General features: G+C 64.6%; 17 protein-coding genes and 1 pseudogene. 3 read left to right on the top strand and 15 right to left on the bottom strand.

Going from position 1 to position 17,524, the window contains the following annotated elements:
- Positions 1-20: 20 nt before the first annotated feature.
- The 6 genes and pseudogenes from L1080_RS25845 to L1080_RS25820 all read right to left on the bottom strand — a co-directional run.
- The gene (locus L1080_RS25845) at positions 21-506 is read right to left on the bottom strand and encodes a nuclear transport factor 2 family protein (protein ID WP_159918515.1); all 486 of its coding nucleotides are present in this window, start codon (positions 504-506) and stop codon (positions 21-23) included.
- Positions 503-1,402, bottom strand: a complete 900-nt coding sequence (locus L1080_RS25840) for a TIGR03619 family F420-dependent LLM class oxidoreductase (RefSeq protein ID WP_250775314.1) — start codon at positions 1,400-1,402, stop codon at positions 503-505. The genes L1080_RS25845 and L1080_RS25840 overlap by 4 nt, the downstream gene beginning before the upstream one ends.
- A gap of 611 nt (positions 1,403-2,013) precedes the next feature.
- Positions 2,014-2,832 (bottom strand): enoyl-CoA hydratase/isomerase family protein, encoded by an 819-nt coding sequence (locus tag L1080_RS25835; RefSeq protein ID WP_250775312.1) that lies wholly within the window; start codon positions 2,830-2,832, stop codon positions 2,014-2,016.
- A gap of 85 nt (positions 2,833-2,917) precedes the next feature.
- A complete protein-coding gene (locus L1080_RS25830; protein WP_250775310.1) occupies positions 2,918-3,340 on the bottom strand; it encodes an enoyl-CoA hydratase/isomerase family protein in 423 nt (140 codons plus the stop codon).
- Positions 3,341-3,417: 77 nt separating this feature from the next.
- A complete protein-coding gene (locus L1080_RS25825; protein WP_250775308.1) occupies positions 3,418-3,696 on the bottom strand; it encodes a hypothetical protein in 279 nt (92 codons plus the stop codon).
- 135 nt (positions 3,697-3,831) lie between these two features.
- A pseudogene (locus L1080_RS25820) lies at positions 3,832-4,101 on the bottom strand (acyl-CoA dehydrogenase family protein); the annotation flags it as partial.
- 100 nt (positions 4,102-4,201) lie between these two features.
- Here L1080_RS25820 and L1080_RS25815 point away from each other — a divergent pair.
- Positions 4,202-4,354 (top strand): hypothetical protein, encoded by a 153-nt coding sequence (locus tag L1080_RS25815; protein WP_250775306.1) that lies wholly within the window; start codon positions 4,202-4,204, stop codon positions 4,352-4,354.
- A gap of 689 nt (positions 4,355-5,043) precedes the next feature.
- Here L1080_RS25815 and L1080_RS25810 read toward each other — a convergent pair.
- From L1080_RS25810 to L1080_RS25780, 7 genes are all read right to left on the bottom strand, one after another.
- Entirely contained in the window at positions 5,044-5,817 is a 774-nt protein-coding gene (locus L1080_RS25810; protein WP_250775304.1) for an SDR family oxidoreductase, read from the bottom strand.
- 17 nt (positions 5,818-5,834) lie between these two features.
- A complete protein-coding gene (locus tag L1080_RS25805; protein ID WP_236603332.1) occupies positions 5,835-5,996 on the bottom strand; it encodes an acetylxylan esterase in 162 nt (53 codons plus the stop codon).
- Positions 5,997-6,042: 46 nt separating this feature from the next.
- The gene (locus tag L1080_RS25800; RefSeq protein WP_120661785.1) at positions 6,043-6,483 is read right to left on the bottom strand and encodes a tautomerase family protein; all 441 of its coding nucleotides are present in this window, start codon (positions 6,481-6,483) and stop codon (positions 6,043-6,045) included.
- A gap of 72 nt (positions 6,484-6,555) precedes the next feature.
- Complete coding sequence (locus L1080_RS25795; RefSeq protein ID WP_250775302.1) at positions 6,556-7,455, bottom strand: alpha/beta hydrolase; 900 nt, start codon at positions 7,453-7,455, stop codon at positions 6,556-6,558.
- A gap of 439 nt (positions 7,456-7,894) precedes the next feature.
- Complete coding sequence (locus tag L1080_RS25790) at positions 7,895-8,806, bottom strand: MBL fold metallo-hydrolase (RefSeq protein ID WP_250775293.1); 912 nt, start codon at positions 8,804-8,806, stop codon at positions 7,895-7,897.
- Positions 8,807-8,990: 184 nt separating this feature from the next.
- Entirely contained in the window at positions 8,991-11,018 is a 2,028-nt protein-coding gene (locus L1080_RS25785) for an acetoacetate--CoA ligase (protein WP_250775290.1), read from the bottom strand.
- A 40-nt stretch (positions 11,019-11,058) separates the two neighbouring features.
- A complete protein-coding gene (locus tag L1080_RS25780) occupies positions 11,059-12,012 on the bottom strand; it encodes an AraC family transcriptional regulator (protein ID WP_250775288.1) in 954 nt (317 codons plus the stop codon).
- A gap of 173 nt (positions 12,013-12,185) precedes the next feature.
- On the opposite strand from L1080_RS25780, the gene L1080_RS25775 reads away from it, so the two are divergent.
- Positions 12,186-14,513, top strand: coding sequence for an ATP-binding protein (locus tag L1080_RS25775; protein WP_159918524.1), 2,328 nt, complete (start codon positions 12,186-12,188; stop codon positions 14,511-14,513).
- A 390-nt stretch (positions 14,514-14,903) separates the two neighbouring features.
- Positions 14,904-16,277 carry an MFS transporter gene (locus L1080_RS25770; RefSeq protein WP_250775286.1) on the top strand — a complete coding sequence of 458 codons (1,374 nt, stop codon included), beginning with the start codon at positions 14,904-14,906 and terminating at the stop codon, positions 16,275-16,277.
- A gap of 325 nt (positions 16,278-16,602) precedes the next feature.
- Here L1080_RS25770 and L1080_RS25765 read toward each other — a convergent pair whose 3' ends face one another.
- Complete coding sequence (locus L1080_RS25765; RefSeq protein ID WP_374435111.1) at positions 16,603-16,872, bottom strand: hypothetical protein; 270 nt, start codon at positions 16,870-16,872, stop codon at positions 16,603-16,605.
- 164 nt (positions 16,873-17,036) lie between these two features.
- Positions 17,037-17,522 (bottom strand): MBL fold metallo-hydrolase, encoded by a 486-nt coding sequence (locus tag L1080_RS25760; RefSeq protein WP_374435108.1) that lies wholly within the window; start codon positions 17,520-17,522, stop codon positions 17,037-17,039.
- Between the last annotated feature and the right edge of the window lie 2 nt (positions 17,523-17,524).

Genomic DNA, 17,524 nt, shown 5'->3' with positions numbered 1-17,524 from the left:
GGGCCCCGCGGTCGTCTGGATCAGCTGCGGACGCCGGCGGCGAGCAGGGCCCGTGCCTCCTCACGGCCGTCGAGGAGCCGATTGGTCCGGCGGGTCACCTTCCACACGCCGTCGATCTTGGCGAGCTCCCAGCGGTTGGCCGTGATCCGGTGTACACGGAATCCGTCTTCGTCACGAATGATCAACTGCGACTTGCAAGTCGCGACAGCGGTGTCCCCATCGACCCGGATGTGTCCGGGCTCGAGCATGTGCGCGCAACCGCCGCCGATCCAGCCCTGGTGTGCCTGCGACTGCACCATCGCAGTGATGGCCGCATGTCCGCGCAGCACGCCGGTGTCCACGTCGTACACACCGTCCTCGGTCCACAGCCGGGCCACCGCCTCGGCCGAGCCGCTGTCGATGGCGGGACCGTAGGCGGTCATCAATTCGAGGATCGCGAGCTTGTCCTCGAGCACGGCGACCCGTCCGAGGAGAGACTGGAGAAGTTGTTTTTCGGAGTCGGTCACGGATGTGTCCTGTCGTCGGAGGAAGTAGTTCGGAAAGTGAGGCCGAGCTCGTCGCCGAGCTGCCGGAGGGAGCCCAGTTGCTCGCAGTAATGTCCGGCCCCGGTGGAGGCGAGGGTCGCGCTGACGATCGTGGTGCCGGCATCGCGGCGTCGTTCGAGGGCGCGGCGCACGGTGTCGGGGTTATCGATCGGGTCGAGTGGTGCCCCCGCGCTGAGAATCACCTCGAAGCCGGCGGGTAGTTCGACCTTGCCGAGAAGGGTGCACAGTTCGTCGAGCGAGAGACCGAACGGGACCCAGCCGTCACCGAAGGCGACCGCGCGCCGCAGTGAGCGGAGCGTGCGCCCGCCCACCCACAGGGGGACCCGTGGTTGCACGGCATGCGGTTCCACGACGACGTCCTCGAAATCGTAGAAGGCGCCGTGATACTCCGGCCGGGAACGGGACAGCGACGCGCGCAGGGCGGCGAGGGCGTCGTCGGCGCGTGGTCCGCGGTCGTCGAAGTGGGCGCCGAGCAGGGCGAACTCCTCACGCAGGCTGCCTACGCCGAGACCGAGAATCAGGCGGCCACCGCTGACCGCGTCGAGCGTGCCGTACCGCTTGGCGATCTCGAGCGGGTGGTGATAACCGAGCACCAGGACCTGTGTGGCGAGCCGGATGCCGCTCGTCCGCGCGGCGAGAAAACCGAGGGTGGCGAGCGGGTCCCAGTACGTGGAGCCGCGCTCGGCCGCAACATCGGTGGGCACGGCCACGTGCTCGCTGCAGGTGAGATGGTGATAGCCGAGGCGGTCCGCCGTCTCGGCTATCCGGGTCAATTCCTCGATCCCGGCGCCGGCCTCCCACTCCGCTACGACGGCGGGATGCTGGACGACGATGGGCGGCGCGATTCCTATGTGCATCTCTTTCGGTACTCCGCTGTAGGGGATCGGTGGTTGTAGAGGATCGGTGTCCTCACCGTTCTAGCGGAGCTTCCGGCGCGGGGGTCGGGGCATTCCCGGTGACCGGACGCGGTGCTCTGTGGGGTGTTTACATACGGCGAGTGACGACATACCCAGAGACGAGGTTTTACGACATAGTTTTCCGACACGGGTTATCGACGCCCTCGACTTGGTAAATTTGCTGTTCAGGGCGGGTGTCGGAAAACGATCTATTTGTCCTGTCTCACCCAACCCGAGGTAGGGCTCTCCGATCCGAGGTATTCGGTATGGCGTCTCACTAAACTGAGGTGCCGAGTCTGCTGACGTGGTGAGACGGCACTGACGGATCTTTGACGCTTGATGTATTGCCTCATGATCGGCAAGACTTCCTGCGCCTCGAGGAATCTCACGCATATGAGGCATCGCAGCTCAACGACCCAAAACGCGCTGAGCATGTCTCATATGCAATGAGACAGGACACTATTCCCGACGGTGTGCCTCCTCTGCGGCCATGACCGCAGAGGAGATCATCGACTTATGGCGATCACAGGTCACTGAGCCGGTTCAACTCAACTTTCGCTTGGTCGGTTCGCTCACAACTGCCAGGTCCCTTCGAATGTGGGTTCGGTCTTGTCGAGAAACGCCCGCGATGCCATGGGCTCGTCGGTCGCGAAGTTGATCAGCTGGGCACGGGACTCACCTTCCAGGGCCTCACGGAATGTCGAGCTGCTCGCTTGGTTGATCATCACCTTTGACTGTGCAAGCGCGATGGGAGGACCGCTGGCCAGTCGAGTAGTCAGGTCCAGGACGAAGTGGTCGAGTTCGTCCGGTGCCTTCACCCAGGTCGCGATTCCGATCCGCAGTGCCTCGTCGGCGTCGATGATTTCGCCGAAGAAGGCCATTCGCTTCGCCTGCTGGAGCCCTACGACGCGAGGCAGGAGCCACGAGCCGCCGAAATCGACGGACATTCCGCGTCTGGGGAAGATCTCGGAGAAGCGTGCCGTGGTGGAGGCGACAACGAGGTCGCATCCGAGCGCGAGATTGCAACCGGCTCCTACCGCGACGCCTTCGACTCTGGCCACGGTCGGTTGCGGCAGGTGATGCAACTCCTCGGCGATGTCACCCATCCAGCGCATCCGGTTCAGAGGGTGTCGCGGCTCCTTCTCGCCTGCAAGGTCGGCGCCGGAGCAAAAGTCTCCTCCTGCCCCCGTCAGCACGACCACACGAATGGTCTCGTCGGCTCCTGCAATTCGTATCTCATCTCGAAGTCGAGTGAAAGCGGCCTCGTCGAGTGCATTCTTGCGATGGGGCCGGTTGATCGTCAGTGTGAGTATCGCGCCGCTTCGCGTGACGATCACGGAGTTCGTTGCGGATGCCCGCGAATCAGCGGCGCTGTCTCGTGTGGAACTCATCGGCTTGCGCTCCTTGTTCTCCGCGACCAATGGTGGTTGCTCACCGCCCCACGGCTGCGAAACACCTTGTTCGCGGCCGACGCGATCAGCGACCGACATACCGCGGCTCGCGCTTCTCGAGGAATGAGCGGACACCCTCACGGTGATCTTCGGTGGTGAACAACGACGTCTGTGTGGCGGTCACCCAGCGTCCGAATTCATTCCAGTCAGGATCCAGTGCGAGTCGAAGGCCGCGCTTGGTCGCAGTGACCGCCAACGGCGGGTTCGCCGCGATCTTCTCCGCCAGCTCGAGTGCGACCGGCATCACCTGCTCGTCGTCGACGACTCGGCTGACAAGTCCGATCTGCCGGGCCCTCTCCGCATCGATCATCTCGCCAGTGAAAAGCAACTCTGCTGCCAGCTCGCGCCCGACGATCTGCGCGAGGCGGCCGAGCCCCGCTACGTCACTGCACAACCCCCGTTTGATCACCCCGACGTGGCCTACTTCTTGGTAGGAGATATCTTGCATTTCGCCGTACAACCTTTCCGGCCGAATATCCAGACAGTCTGTTGAGAGCAACCGCCGGAGTCGACCAAACCGCTATGTCAGTGAGCCGTGAAATGGTCGCAGGCTGCCTGCGCGGCCTGGTCGAAGATCACGCCCATATAGGGATCGAAGTGCCCACCGTCCGTGACGACAAGCCGCTTCGGTTCGAGCGCTCGTTCGTGGCCCGCGGACGAAAACACCTCGGCGAAGTCGTCGAGATGCATTTCCTTCACGCCGGACAAGCCGTGCGCCATCACGACGGCCGGCGCGGGAGAATCAGTTCCTTGCGCTGTGTAGAACCAGCCGCGCAATGTCACGCCATCGGCGTCGAACTCCACGTCCTCACCGGACATCGGCACATCCTCTTCTCTCGGTTGCGGTCTTCATCGACCGTAAGGGCGCGCAGGGCGGCGCCACAGGGACGAACGCGCCCACCGTCGGGACATAACAGTCGATGAAGCCTCGACTGGGCCTCATCGTGCTGCGCGTTCTGCTGCCCGGCGGCGGAGCTCGTTTCTCGCCAGAGCGTTCTTGTGCACCTCGTCCGGCCCGTCGGCGAAGCGAAGAGTGCGGATCCCGGCATACATGTTCGCGAGGGGGAAGTCCTGTGACAGGCCTGCTGCGCCGTGAACTTGAATCGCCTCGTCGAGGATCCACTGCACCGTTGTCGGTGTTGCGATCTTGATCGCCTGAACCTCGCTGTGCGCGCCCTTGTTTCCGACTACGTCCATCAGCCACCCGCTTGTGTACCGACCTGAGGCCCAAGTCCAAGCCTGGGCAGCCGAACAACAGCGAGAACACAAGAAGCCCGAGCCGGATCCCACGCCTGATCCTGAAAACCGTTTGCCAACAAGAACTCCCGTCACCGCGGCGAAGGTCATCCGCGCCTTCCGTCGCTTGGAAGCCGACCCAGCCACGCTCGCCGACACCCTCGTCGACTACCTCGATGCCGACGGATTGCGAACACTGATCCAGGCACTCACCGATCGACGCTGATTCGGAATTCGTCATTGGGCTGTCCACCACGGTGACAGCCCAATGCCGAGATGCTTGCGACGACGACGACGACGACGTCCGTACGTTTCGTCGACTATGCCTGCGTCTACCCATTTCTAGGACGAGCAGTAGCTGACGGTCGCGGACATCCGCTTCGTCAGCTGTTACCGAGGCCGGTCCAGGAGGCGAAAGGGGCTGAACGCCGTTCTGCGGTCACCTGGGTTCGTTTTGGCCGAGGCCATACCGGAAACCTCCAGATGGCACGGCAACCCGGCGATCACCATCAGTGGCCCGGCGGCAGGCTATCCGTATGCTGCGACACGACCACCGTTCGCCGTGCGCAGGGGCTGGTAGACCGATTCCACCACCACCCAACATTGCCGGGCAGAGCAGGGAATTCAACGCCACGACATGTCGAAGTTCAAGGAGTTCATCGAAGGGGGTGAGGATGATCTCGCGCCGGGCCGCGTGGGGCCCGGCCGAGGAGGTGGGCGTCCTCGGTCCACGCGCGACGGGTGACGGCCCTCGGCCGAAGGGGTCAGCGGTCGAGGGTCTCGCTGCCTGCGAACTGCCGTCGAGCCGCGGTTCCCGGGGAACGGTTTCCCGGGCAGTCCGCTGTATTTCGCCGGGCATTGAATTATGGTGACCTCACGTTGGACTCCCGTGACACAACCCATCCTATGAACTTTTCAGAACAATTGGCTCGTGAAACCGCCGTCGACGGTCAAGGCACTCCCGGTGATCATCGAAGCTTGGTCCGAAGTGAGGAAAAGAGCCGCATCTGCGATATCCCCTGGTGATATCAACCGCCCCTGCTTCTGGTCGATTACCTGAGCGAAACCGCCAGGGGCGAGGCCCATGGTGGACTCCCAAACCGGGACTTCAGAGTCAATGAGCGGAGTATCAACGTAGCCGGGCACCAGGGCGTTGACTCGGACGTTCTGTGCTCTGAGTTCACCTGCAGCTGTTGCGGTGAGGTTGCGAACTGCAGCTTTCGACGCCCCGTAAGCCGCCGCGAGAGGTGTGCCCCCGGTCCCCGAAATGGACGAGAGGGTGAGGATCGATCCACCACCGGAATTCGCGATAGCCGCCGCGCTGTGCTTGATGGTCAGGAAGACACCGTCAAGGTTGACTGACATGGTGGATCGCCAAACATCGAGCGGCGTCTCCGCGATCGGATGCGATGCGCTGATTATCCCAGCGTTGGCGACCACGTGATGCAAAGCCCCATGCTCTTCGACAGTCCGTTCTATCAGCGCAGAAACGTCCTGCTCGCGGGTCACATCAGCCGGGATTGCGCTCGCGCCGGGGATGCGGGAAACAACTGCCTCGGCGGCTCCGCGGTGTCGATCGGAGACGACAACCCGAGCGCCTTCCTTCGCGAACCGGGCGGCGATCACAGCGCCGATTCCGCCGCCCGATCCAGTGACGATCACGACCTTACCTTCGAGTGTTGCAGGCATGGCCACCTTCCTTTCCATTAGACGATGTAGCTGGTTTCGGGGCGAACGAGCCTGGTGAGATTGCCGGAGCCGCTGATGAACGGAACCTGGGCGACGGCAGCGCGGATGCGGCGGTCCACGGCCGCCACACTGAGCGCGTGTCCGCCGGCAAGGCTGGACCCCCCAAACTCCGATGGCATCCGGGTTCACATCTCACCGTCCGGAGACGTACCCCGGGATCCTCAGTCACGAGGCAGCGACGTCGTACGGGACGGGTCGGTTCTCCTTGGCCCAGAGCTTCTCCATGTCCGACTCCGGCGGCGGCGGCACGAGACCCTGCGTGCGCCAGAGGTCCATGGGGGTCTCGTCGATGTGGATCTCCCAGTCGTAGCCGCGTTCCTTGATGAAGGGCGCGAGCTTCTCCTCGGCCACTGTCATCATCAGTGCGCGAACCTCTGCGGTCTCCATCTGCCGGGCGATGTGATCGAGTCGGATCCGGACGAAGTTGTTGTTCGCCTTTCCCCCGACATACATCGTCTCCTTCGGCATGTCCTTGAACAGGACGACCACGTAGAACCGTGGCAGGTTGACGTAGTCCACGTAGATCGACGTGATCGCCTCGGACAGCTGCTCCTTGTCCTCGGGGGTGAAGGCGTTCTCGGGGGTGAAGATCTCCCAGTACGGCATGGCGGTTCCTCCTCATTGGGTTGGTGCGGCGGGACTTGTGCCGCGATAGCGATTGCTTCGGTGTGGGTTTCTCTACGCCAGGGCGCGCACAAAGTGTTCGCACGCAGCCTTTGACGACGCCTCGAACGCGGCACCGGTATACACGTCGAAGTGACCACAAGGCAGCACGAGCAACTGCTTGGGCTGCAGGGCCCGTTCGTAGGCCTCGAAGGCGAGTTCTGCGTACGCACTGATGTCTTGGTCGGCCACGATCATCAGTAGTGGGGTCGGTGAGATTCGGTGGATTCCATCGCCGGGCTCGAACTCGACGATCCGTTCGAGGGAACCGAGGGTCACCTCGTTGCGCCAGGACGGAGCCCTGTCCTGCGCGGTTTTGGTGAAGAACTCCCAGGATTCGACGCTGGCCATCAGCGCGGGAGCCATCGGATCGGCGTCCACGGCCGGCATGAGCGTGGGCTCCCCGCCGTCGTAGAGGTTGCGTCGTTCGCCGTCCAGCTGGGCACGCACCGTTGGCAGGAAGTCGGGACGAACGAGCCGCGTCATCTGGCCGGACCCGCTGATGAAGGGGACCTGAGCGACAACGGCCCGCACCCGACGATCGACCGCGGCCACGCTCAGCACGAGGCCGCCGCCATGGCTGGATCCCCAGATGCCGACACGGCCGGGGTCGACGTCCTCGCGGCCAGTCGCATACGTGATGGCGTGGCGAAGGTCGCGGGCCTGGGTGATCGAATCGATGTGCTGACGCGGAACGCCGTCGCTCGCGCCGAAGTTTCGGTGGTCATACACCAGAACGTTCAGTCCCGCTTGGGAAAAGGACTCGGCGTAGTCGTCGAGATACATTTCCTTGACGGCGGACAGTCCATGGACCAACACCACCACTGGGCCCTTGGAATCGACCCCTTCTGCGGGATAGAACCATCCGCGCAAAGTGACATTGTCCGCTGAGAATTCAATATCCTCACGTGGCATTAAAGATCCTTCCGAAATTTGTACGCTTGTTGAAGAAGGTAGTGACGTGGAACACACCATTGAAGGGATGCTTGCGCCCACTTCGAGGACACGTCCGCCACGTGCGGTTTCCGTTATCCCGGCCGCGAAATCCCAGAAATCCCATCGATATCCGCTTCGGGACTGGGCCGGCCGTCGAGACGCACCCGGTTCGGCCCGGCCTGTTTCACGGCGCGACCTACGACTCGACCGTGGTGCCGTTGCGAGCGAGTCACACAATGTCTCGCGGCCACCACGCGATATCGAGTGGCGGTGCTCAGCCGAACGCCTAGAACTGCACCCATCGCCGCGATGGGCCGGGGCAGGAGGGACCCGCGTCGAGGCTCGAGGCTCGAGGCTCGCTGTTCTGCGAGTTCCGAGCTGCGGCGTCGTTCGCTGGCGCGGGGTCCAGCCTGGGAAGTTACGGCCGGATTTCCGCCGCGGTCGAACCTGCGTCTCGAAGCTGGATCGCGTTCATGGCCGAGAACTGCAGGGTCCAGAGGTTCCCATGCCCCGGGTACTTCGCCGACATGATGCGGACCAGGTCCTCGGCATCGTCCGCAACCTCGTAGGCGGCGGCGAAATCCTGGATGTAGGAACGTGTTTCGGCGATCATGGAATCGACGGCGTGGTCGTCGCCGTCGGGCCTGCGGTGGCCGGCGACGATCACCTTGGGGGCCAGCTTCTCCACCAGGTCCACAGTCTCGAGCCAGTCGTGCCATTCCTCGGGCGTCGACAGACCGAGCATCGGGTGGATCTCGTTGTAGATGGAGTCACCGGCAACGACGACATCGATCTCCGGAATGTGCACGATCGTCGTGGGATGGATGTCGGCCTGCTTCACCTCGACGATGTTGAGAGGCGAGCCGTCGACGTAGAGCGTGTTGTCGTCGATCGGGTCGGGGAGCGCATCACTGACGACGCAGGCGTCGCCGAACAGCATCGCCCACTGCTGTTGCTGCAGTTCCATGGATTCCTTCATGGCCTCGACCACGTGGGGCAGCGCAACGCACTTCGCGTCCGGGAACCGCTCCATCAGGGGACCGATGCCCAGGTAATGATCGGCATGGGCGTGCGTCACGTAGATCGTCGTGAGTTGCTTCCCGGTGCGCTCGATCAGGTCGCCCAGGTCCCGGACGTCATCCTCGAGGTACTGGGCGTCGATGAGCACAGCTTCGGTCGGGCCGCTGATCAACGTCGCAGTGGTGGGCGAGAACTTGCCGCGGGGAACATCAGGCCAGTCTCCCGCGGGGATCTCGGGCCAGCGACCGACGTACACGGTCGCTCGGATCGGCGGGGCGGCTGCGGCGGGCGGGCGGATGTCGGTATTCATGAAGTACCTCCAGAATGGGAGTGATTGGTCAGTGGCATCGGGTGGGCCTGCGGCCCACCGCAGTTAGATCAACGGTATGAGCGCGCCGTTTCCGGGACGTAGGTCGGTCATGCCGGACACCGGTACACAGCCGCCACGATTCGCTGGGCGTGAGTAAACCGATAGGCCCACCGCCAGCTGGTTCTCACGCGCCATGCACCGGTGAGTTCGCGGCACGGGTGGCTGCGTAGCGGGCAAAGGTTTCCAGCAGGGACGGGTCGTCGATCGATCGTGCTTCAGCGACCGCGGAGACGTCGTTGCCTTGCAGGATGCGCTTGACCGGGACTTCGAGCTTTTTGCCCGTTCGGGTGTGCGGGATCGCCCGGACGACGATCACGTCGTCCGGCACGACTCGGGGCGAGACCGCCTCGCGGATCCGTCCGACAATGCGCTCGCGGAGCGCGTCGTCGAGCTCGGCGTGGTCGGACAGTGCGACGAACAGCGGCATCCAGTACTCACCGTTCTGCTGCTCCGCCCCGATCACGAGAGCTTCCGCTACCTCCGCAAGTTCTTCGACGACGCGATAGATGTCGGCGGTACCGAACCGGATCCCGTTACGGTTCAGCGTGGAATCAGACCGTCCGTGGACGATCACGGTGTTCCGTTCGGTGATGGTGACCCAGTCACCATGCCGCCAGACTCCCGGGTAGCTCTCGAAATAGGTCTCTCGGTAGCGGTCCCCGTCGCCGTCGTCCCAAAATCTGGTCGGCATGGACGGCATCGGCTGTGTCACCACCAACTCGCCCACGGCATCGCGCAGGCTTCGGCCGTCGGCGTCCCACGAGTCAAGGGCCACGCCCAGGTACGGGGCCGAGATCTCCCCGGCCCGCACCGGCAGGATCGGCACGAAGCCCGCGAACCCGCTGGCGACATCCGTCCCCCCTGTCACCGAGGCGAGCGGCACATCGCGGCCGACGTGATCGGCAACCCAGAAGTGCAACTCGGGAGCGACCACGGAGCCGGTGGCCCCGAGGGTCCTCAGGCGACGCAGATCGTGGTCGGTGCCGGGTGACCGGCCCGCTCGGGCGCAGGCCTGGAGGTATGCCGGACTCGTGCCCAGCACGGTGACCTCGTGCCGGGCTGCGAGCGCCCACAGCGCGTCGTCGGTCGGGTACGACGGACTTCCGTCGTAGCAGACGATCGTCGCGCCGACGAGGAGGCCGCTCACGAGGGAGTTCCAGACCATCCAGCTCGGCGAGGTGTACCACAGGTACGTGTCGGAAGGCCCTAGGTCGAGATGGAGGGCAAGGGCTTTGAGGTGCTCGAGCACGACTCCACCGTGGCCGTGAACAAACCCCTTCGGCTTCCCGGTCGTACCCGAGGAGAACAGCACCCAGAGGGGGTGGTCGAACCGCACGTGCGCGGGAGTCATGGCCGGCCCACCCCCTGTGACTGCCTCGACCCAGGGCGTGGTGCCTGCGGAAACACTCGCATCAGAGTGAAGTCGGCCGACGACGAGCACCTCACGCAGCGTCGGCATCCCGGCCTGCAGGGCTGGCAGGGCCGCGAGGCGGTCGACCTCGCGTCCGCCGAAGCGGTAGCCGTCAGCCGTGACGAGGACCACCGGCGCGAGCTGTCCGAGGCGGTCGACAACCGCCTCCGGTTGATAGTCCTGTCCGCAGCACGACCAGGTCGCTCCAACGCTCGCGGTGGCGAGGAAGGCGATGACCGCCTCTGCAATGTTGGGGAGGTATCCGACCACACAGTCGCCCTCGCCGACGCCCCGGGCGCGCAACCAGTTCGCCAGCGCGGTCACCTGGCAGGAGAGCTCGGTCCAGGACACCGTCCGCGGCCCGGGCCCGCCAGGTTCGGAATCGTCGATGATCGCTGGGCGGGACGACTGGGCATGGCTCAGCACCATGTCCACATAATTCAGCCGCCTGCCGGGAAACCATTGGGCAAAGGGCATCTCCCGTGTTGCCAGCACCGGGCCAACACCGGTCATGGTCACCCCGAAGTAGTCCTTCATCGCCGCCCAGAACTCCTCCGGACTGGTCACCGACCAGTCCCACAAGGACTGGTAGGAGGTGGCCTCGAATCGGCCCGTAGCCTGCAGCCAGTCGATAAATTCACTGATCCGGGCACTGGCGATCCGTTCTGCCGAGGGCGACCAGGCGACGTCCCTGGGTCCGATCGAACTCACCTCCACGACCGCGTCCATTCCGAAATCCATATCTGCACCCTTCTTCACGCGTTGCTAGTCAGAACGGGCATCAGCAGCCGTGGCTTTCCCGATACTCGCTCGGCGAGACCCCGAAGCAGCGGTGGAACTCCCGGCGAAGGTGGCTGGGGTCGTAGTAGCACCATCGGTGAGCGATCGTCGCGATGGTCATGTTGGAGTTCACAAGCTCCTCGCGGACCGCGGCCATACGCCGTGCACGCACGAGAGCGGTCATGGTGTCCCCGGTCAGCGCGAAGGCCCGGTGGATGGTTCGTGTCGAGACGTTGTGGGCGGCCGCAAGATCCTCGATATGGATCGAACCGCTACGAAGATTGCGCGTGATCCAGTTGTCGATCTGCGCACGCAAATCAGCCAAGACCGATCGACCTGTGACAGAGCCGGTCTCTGCGCGGATGATGCCGACAGTCAGTGCCACCAGCGCCCCGCGGGTCGCCTCGATCTCCGAGGGATGCATGGCTGGTAGCCGGCTCCAGACCTGGTCAAGGGTCGTAAACAGGACGCCGACCAGCGGCCGGTCCTGCTCGAGCACGAGGCAGCCAGGAATGTTCGCGTCGCAACCAGCTGCCAGCAGCGCGGCCCGCGGCAGGGTCAGCGTGCGTTTCCTGACCCGCTCCGGCACCGAGAAGCCGTCACCGTCGTAACCGCCGGTCGCCACGACCACTGTCCCGTTCACCAGCGCGGCCTTCGGGCCCGCAAAGGAAAGTCGCTCGTCGCCCCAGTCACCTGCCACGACAACGACGACATCGCGCTCAGCGTCACAATCTTTACCCAGCGACAGCACGCTTTGCAGGGCGGGGCAGTCCCAGTCCGCGAGCTGGAGGTCGCCGACGTCTCGCGCACGCAAGCGAGTGGCATTGCCCCGCCTCTTGCGGTGTTGCACCGTCATCGGCCCCGAGACATCGCGGACCGCAGTCTCCCACCGGGCCCCAGGCCCGGCCGCCTCGACGTCGAGGACCTCGATTTCGGTGGCTGCGGTCGCGGTCATCGGGGCCTCCCAAAGCAGTGGACTAGGTTTGATCTGCCTGTACAGCCTGCCTGTGGACCACCACGGGGGACATTGTGTGAATGACGTATCCCATTACCTATTCGGCATTACCTATTCGGGCTCTAGCCCGACTCTTCCAAGTCGAAGGCGCGATGGGCTAGGCTGCCCGCACCATGGCCTCACGGTCGGCCAAGCAGCCGGACAACCTGCCCGCGGATCTGACGAGCTTCGTGGGTCGTCGATCCGAGACCCAGACTGTCCGAAAGCTTCTCTCCGCCGATCGGCTCGTCACGTTGACCGGAGTGGGTGGGGTCGGCAAGACCCGCCTCGCGTTGCGGGTGGCCCATGATCTCCGGCACGCGTTCCCGGATGGGGTGTGCCTGGTCGAACTGGCTTCCTTGAAGGACCCGGACCTGTTGCCGCACACGCTGATAGATGCACTCGGGATTCGCGAGCAGTCAGCCCCCGCCCCGTTGGTCCTCACCGACTACTTGCGCCCCCGGCACACCTTGATAGTCCTCGACAACTGCGAGCACATGCTCGAGGCAGCCGCGGATCTGGTGGACCGGCTGCTCCGGGTGGCGCCGAAACTGCGGATCCTCGCCACGAGCAGACAGGCACTGATGATCGCCGGTGAGCATGTGTACCCGGTTCCAACGCTCCCGGTGCCCGACGTCGATGCCCATCTCGCTCCCGGCTCGGCGACGCAGTTCGCGGCGGTCGACCTGTTCGCCGCCCGGGGGGCTGCGGTCGTTCCCGGCTTCGAGATCACCCCCGACAATGAACAGGCGGTCATCCGGCTCTGCCAGCGACTGGAGGGGATCCCGTTGGCGATCGAACTGGCAGCGGTACGGTTGCGCGTGCTCACGGTGGAGGAGCTCGCGCATCGGCTGGATAGTCGGTTCGAGCTGCTTCGCGAGGGCAGTCGTAACCTGCCGGAGCGGCATCAGACCCTTCAGGCACTGATCGACTGGAGCTACGAGCTGTGTACTCCGGCGGAGCAGACCCTGTGGGCGCGCGCATCAGTGTTCGCTGGTGGGTTCGGTCTTGACGCGCTCGAGGCTGTCTGCGCGGACGAGTTGCTCGCCGAGGAGGCCCTTCTCGACACGGTGGCCGGGCTGACCGACAAATCGATCCTGATCCGCGGCGAGCACGGCCGGCGTGTCAGGTTCCGCATGTTGGAAACTATCCGGGAGTACGGCCAGGCCCGACTACGAGAGTCCGGCTCCGAAGCGAAGGTGCAACGCAGGCACCGGGATTGGTACTGGCGGCTCATCGAGAAGGCTGCCGCGGAGTGGTTCGGCCCGGGTCAGGAGGATTGGGCGGCCCTGCTCCGTGTGGAGCATCCGAACGTGCGCGCGGCGCTCGAATTCTGCCTCGCGCGGCCAGACGAGGTGCGCGTCGGACTCCGAATGGCCGGCCGGCCCTGGTTCCTCTGGACTGCGCTCGGCTTCATGACCGAAGGCCGCCTGTGGCTGGACCGGGCGTTGGCAATGGATCAAGAACCGAGTCTCGAGCGGGTTTGGGCGCTGGGCACCGCCGCTGACATCGCTGTCTTCCAGGGCGATGAGGCTGCTGCTACTGCACTGATCGACGCCGTCCACGATCTTGCGGGCCGACTGGGCGACCCACAGGGCCTGGCTTACGCAACCCATATGCTCGGCCTACGCGCACTGGGCACCGACCCGAGAGCTGCGATTCCACTGTTGGTTGAAGCGCTCGAGCGATATGGGCGCGCCGACGTACCCGCCGACTACCCCAACAGTGTGCGCCCTGCACTGACCATGGCCTACGTGCTGTCCGGCGAGCTTGACAGAGCCGCCGACGTGGCCGAGGAGGCATGCGAACAGTGCAAGCAGGCCGGCGAGCGTTGGCTGTTGTCCTACGCCATGTGGGCGAAGGGATTCTTGAGGCTCCTCCAGGGCGAGCTCGAGCAGGCCGAAGCCGACCTGTGCGAGGCGCTCCAGCTCAAGCGGTTCACCCAGGACAGTCTGGGCTCGGCCTTCATCCTGGACGCTCTCGCCTGGACCGCCGCGGCGAGCGGCGACTGCAAGCGAGCCGCCGTGCTCCTCGGCGCATCGGACCAGGTCTGGCAGACCGTTGGCGTCCCACTGCTCGGAGCGAAACACCTGCTCGCGCGGCGCGAACAGTTCGAGAACATGGCTCGGCAGGCGATGGGCAACCCCGGCTTCGACACCGCGTTTGCCCGCGGAGGCCAGCTCACCGTCGAGGAGATGCTGACCTTCGCGCTCCGAGAGCACCGAGTCTCCCCCGTCGAGCCCCGACAGGCCGACAGCTTGTTGACACCTCGAGAGCGCGAGGTCGCGGACCTGGTGGCGCAGGGAATGTCGAGCAAGGACGTGGCGGCCAAGCTGGTCATCTCCCGACGCACCGTCGACGTACACGTGGAGCACATCTTCGCCAAACTCGGGTTCAACTCCCGCACTCAGATCGCGACCTGGGTGGCACAACGGCGCGCGCCGGAATCGCAAAGTCGGTGATAGCTGGGCGGCGACTGTCGCCGACACGGTGACTCGCGATCTCGGAGCCAGCAGTTGCGCCTCGATTAGCGGGCGCGCGAAGCCCAGTCACCGTGGAGGACCGCTTTCCCGGCCCTTCGTGGCTCCGGACGTAGGTGGAAGGCCTCGATACCTCCGTTTGCCCGAGTACCCGCATGTCGTGACCAGCTTCACGATGTTCCAGTCCCTTCCTGGAAGCTGATACTCGAACTGGATGGAGAAGGGCGCTTCTCTACCCCCAGTGGGCACGATTGTCCTACGGGTCGCCCTTCACTGATCCATACCTTGGTGGTGTCCCTGATCCAAGAATTGTCGCGTCCTTTGTCACCAGTCTTAACCGGTTTCCCAGCACTGTTCGACTCAGGAGCCCTCATGACCCATACAATCGCGCCCGACGCGGCGCGGCGCCGTGCGCCGCTGCGCTCCGTCGTAGTCAGCGGTGTCGGCAACGTACTCGAGTGGTACGAGTGGACCGCTTACGCTGTCTTTGCACCGTTCATCGCCGCGGCAGTGTTCAATGCCGACGATCCTGTCTCCTCCCTGCTCTCCACGCTGGCCGTCTTTGCTGTCGGCTTCCTGATGCGCCCGCTCGGAGGAGTCTTCTTCGGTCGGCTCGCCGATCGCCGCGGACGTAAGTTCGTGCTCATCGCGACGATGCTGATGATGGCCGGCGGAAGCCTGGCGATCGGACTGATGCCGACCTACGACTCCATCGGCACCTGGGCGTCGGTGCTTCTGCTGGCACTGCGACTGATCCAGGGCTTCGCGCACGGTGGCGAATCCGCGACCGTGGCCGTCTACATCACGGAAATGTCCACTCCGCAGCGCCGCGGTATGTGGGGCAGCTTCACCTTCGTCGCCGTCTTCGGTGGAGCCGTGATCGCCTACCTGACCGGCGCGACGGTCACCGGCGCCCTCGACGCTACCGCCGTCTCGAACTGGGCCTGGCGCATTCCGTTCCTGCTCGGCGGCGCCTTCGCGGTTGTCGTCTTGATCCTCCGCCGCCAAATGGATGAGAGTGAGGTGTTCGAAGAGCATGCCGCAGGCGTGTCCTCGGGCACGACCACTGCGCCGCCGGTCTCCCGCAGGCAGTTGATCCGCGGCATCCTGCTCTGCTTCGCTCTGATGTCCGGTATCAGCGCCGCGCACTACACCTGGCTGTCCTACGCGTCGACCTACGCCATCGTGCAGAAGGGCATGGACGCCAACTCGGCATTCTGGATGTCACTTATTGCCACCGTCATCGCCACTGTCGCCGTGCCCTGGTTCGGCCTGCTGTCGGACAAGATCGGCCGACGTCCCATGCTCATCACCTTCGGCGTCGGCATCGTCGTCCTTCAGTTCCCGCTGATGACCCTGATCAGCGATCGGCCGTGGACGCTCTTGGTCGCCGCCACTGTCGGCCTGATGATTGTCTGCGCAGGAAGTTGTGTCTCCGCCGCCATGCCCGAGATTCTCCCGACGCCGATCCGGGCGATGGCACTCGGTATCGGTTTCTCGAGTGCCTCGGCGATCTTTGGCGGAAGTGCCCCCTACGTGAACCAGCTGCTCAACAGCCTCGACGTCCCCTGGGCCGCGAACTTCTACATCATGTCACTCGCCCTGCTCACCGCGTTCACGGCCTGGCGCCTGATCCCCGAGACCAAGGGCATCGACCTGGCCGCGGCGGGACGCGATGACACCGCCGCCCGTCAGCGGGGGGTTGCGGTAGTACTCGCCGAGAATCGGGCGTATATGCCTGGGTAGGTCCTTCGCGCTGGGGATCTTCGGGTTCTTCTGGGCTAAGGACAACGGGGCGATGCGATCGGAGCCGAACCCTGATGACGGCGTCAAACGTGAAGAACCGGAACAACTCTCTCAACCGATCGCGCAACGGCCGGGTTCGCATAAACGACCGGATGTGAGAGTCCGAATGTGAGAGTTCTGAGAACGGCCCGATCCGTACCACGTTCTCGCAGGTCGCGATTCGCACAACACCTCTCACAACCTCGGTGTTGCGAGAGGGAGTTCTGAGAGAATCGGGAATGGACGTGAACCCGGAACAGGCCGCCGCCGCGGTCGAACGCCATACCTAAGTGCGAGGCGCCGACGGGAAACCCATGCCGGACACGGGCCGGGAAGACCGCCGCCCGCCCGGATCATCCTCGTGCCGTCGCTGCGCGACGAGCTCACCGTCGCTGTCCCGGGCGACCGGGGCCCCGGCAAGAAGTGGACGCAGGGACCGCAGGTCGTCGCGGCGAAGCCGGAGACGAACGGGGCGCCGATCCGGATCGGGTACGCCCGCTGCAGTACGGCCCAGCAGGAGCTGCAGGGCCAGCTCGACGCGCTCGCGGCCGCGCACTGCACGCGAGTGTTCTCCGAGAAGATCAGCACCCGCATCACGAATTGGAACTATTCGTCGGGTGCCGAGGCTTTGCTGGCGAGGCGCCTCCCGCAGGCCACGTTCCCTATCGCGAGTCTGACCTGCCGGAGCCACTTCCGTCGTCGGAGACCGCGGCGACGCAGTCAGGTCGCTGAGCTTGCGGCCTGGATTCCGGCATCCTTCGACGCGAGAACGTTGATGGCTGAGAACTGCAACGTCCAGAGATTGCCGTGGTGCGGGTACTTCGCGACCATCGCATCGACGATCTCCTCGGGCGACGTGGCGCCGTCGTAGGTGGCAGCGAAGTCGCGGATGTAGGTTCGAGTCTGACTGATCATCGCCTCGACCGCACGGTCGTCGCCATCGGGACGACGATGGCCGGCCACGATCATCTTGGGCGCCAGGCTCTCCACGAGGTCGATGGTCTCGAGCCAGACCTCCCACTCCTCGGGCCTCGAGATTCCGAGCATGGGATGAATCTCGTTGTAGATCGAGTCGCCTGCCACCACGAGGTCGATCGAGGGAACGTGCACGATCGAGGTCGGATGGATGTCGGCCTGTTTGACCTCGATGACGCGCACCTCCACGCCGTCGACGGAGAGCGTGTCGCTCTCGGAAGCCGCGTCCACAG

The organism is Rhodococcus sp. MSC1_016 (assembly GCF_023667485.2).
GTDB classification, from domain to species: domain Bacteria; phylum Actinomycetota; class Actinomycetes; order Mycobacteriales; family Mycobacteriaceae; genus Rhodococcus_F; species Rhodococcus_F oxybenzonivorans.
Note: the sequence above shows the minus strand (reverse complement) of the source record. Positions and strands in the feature narration are given on the sequence as shown.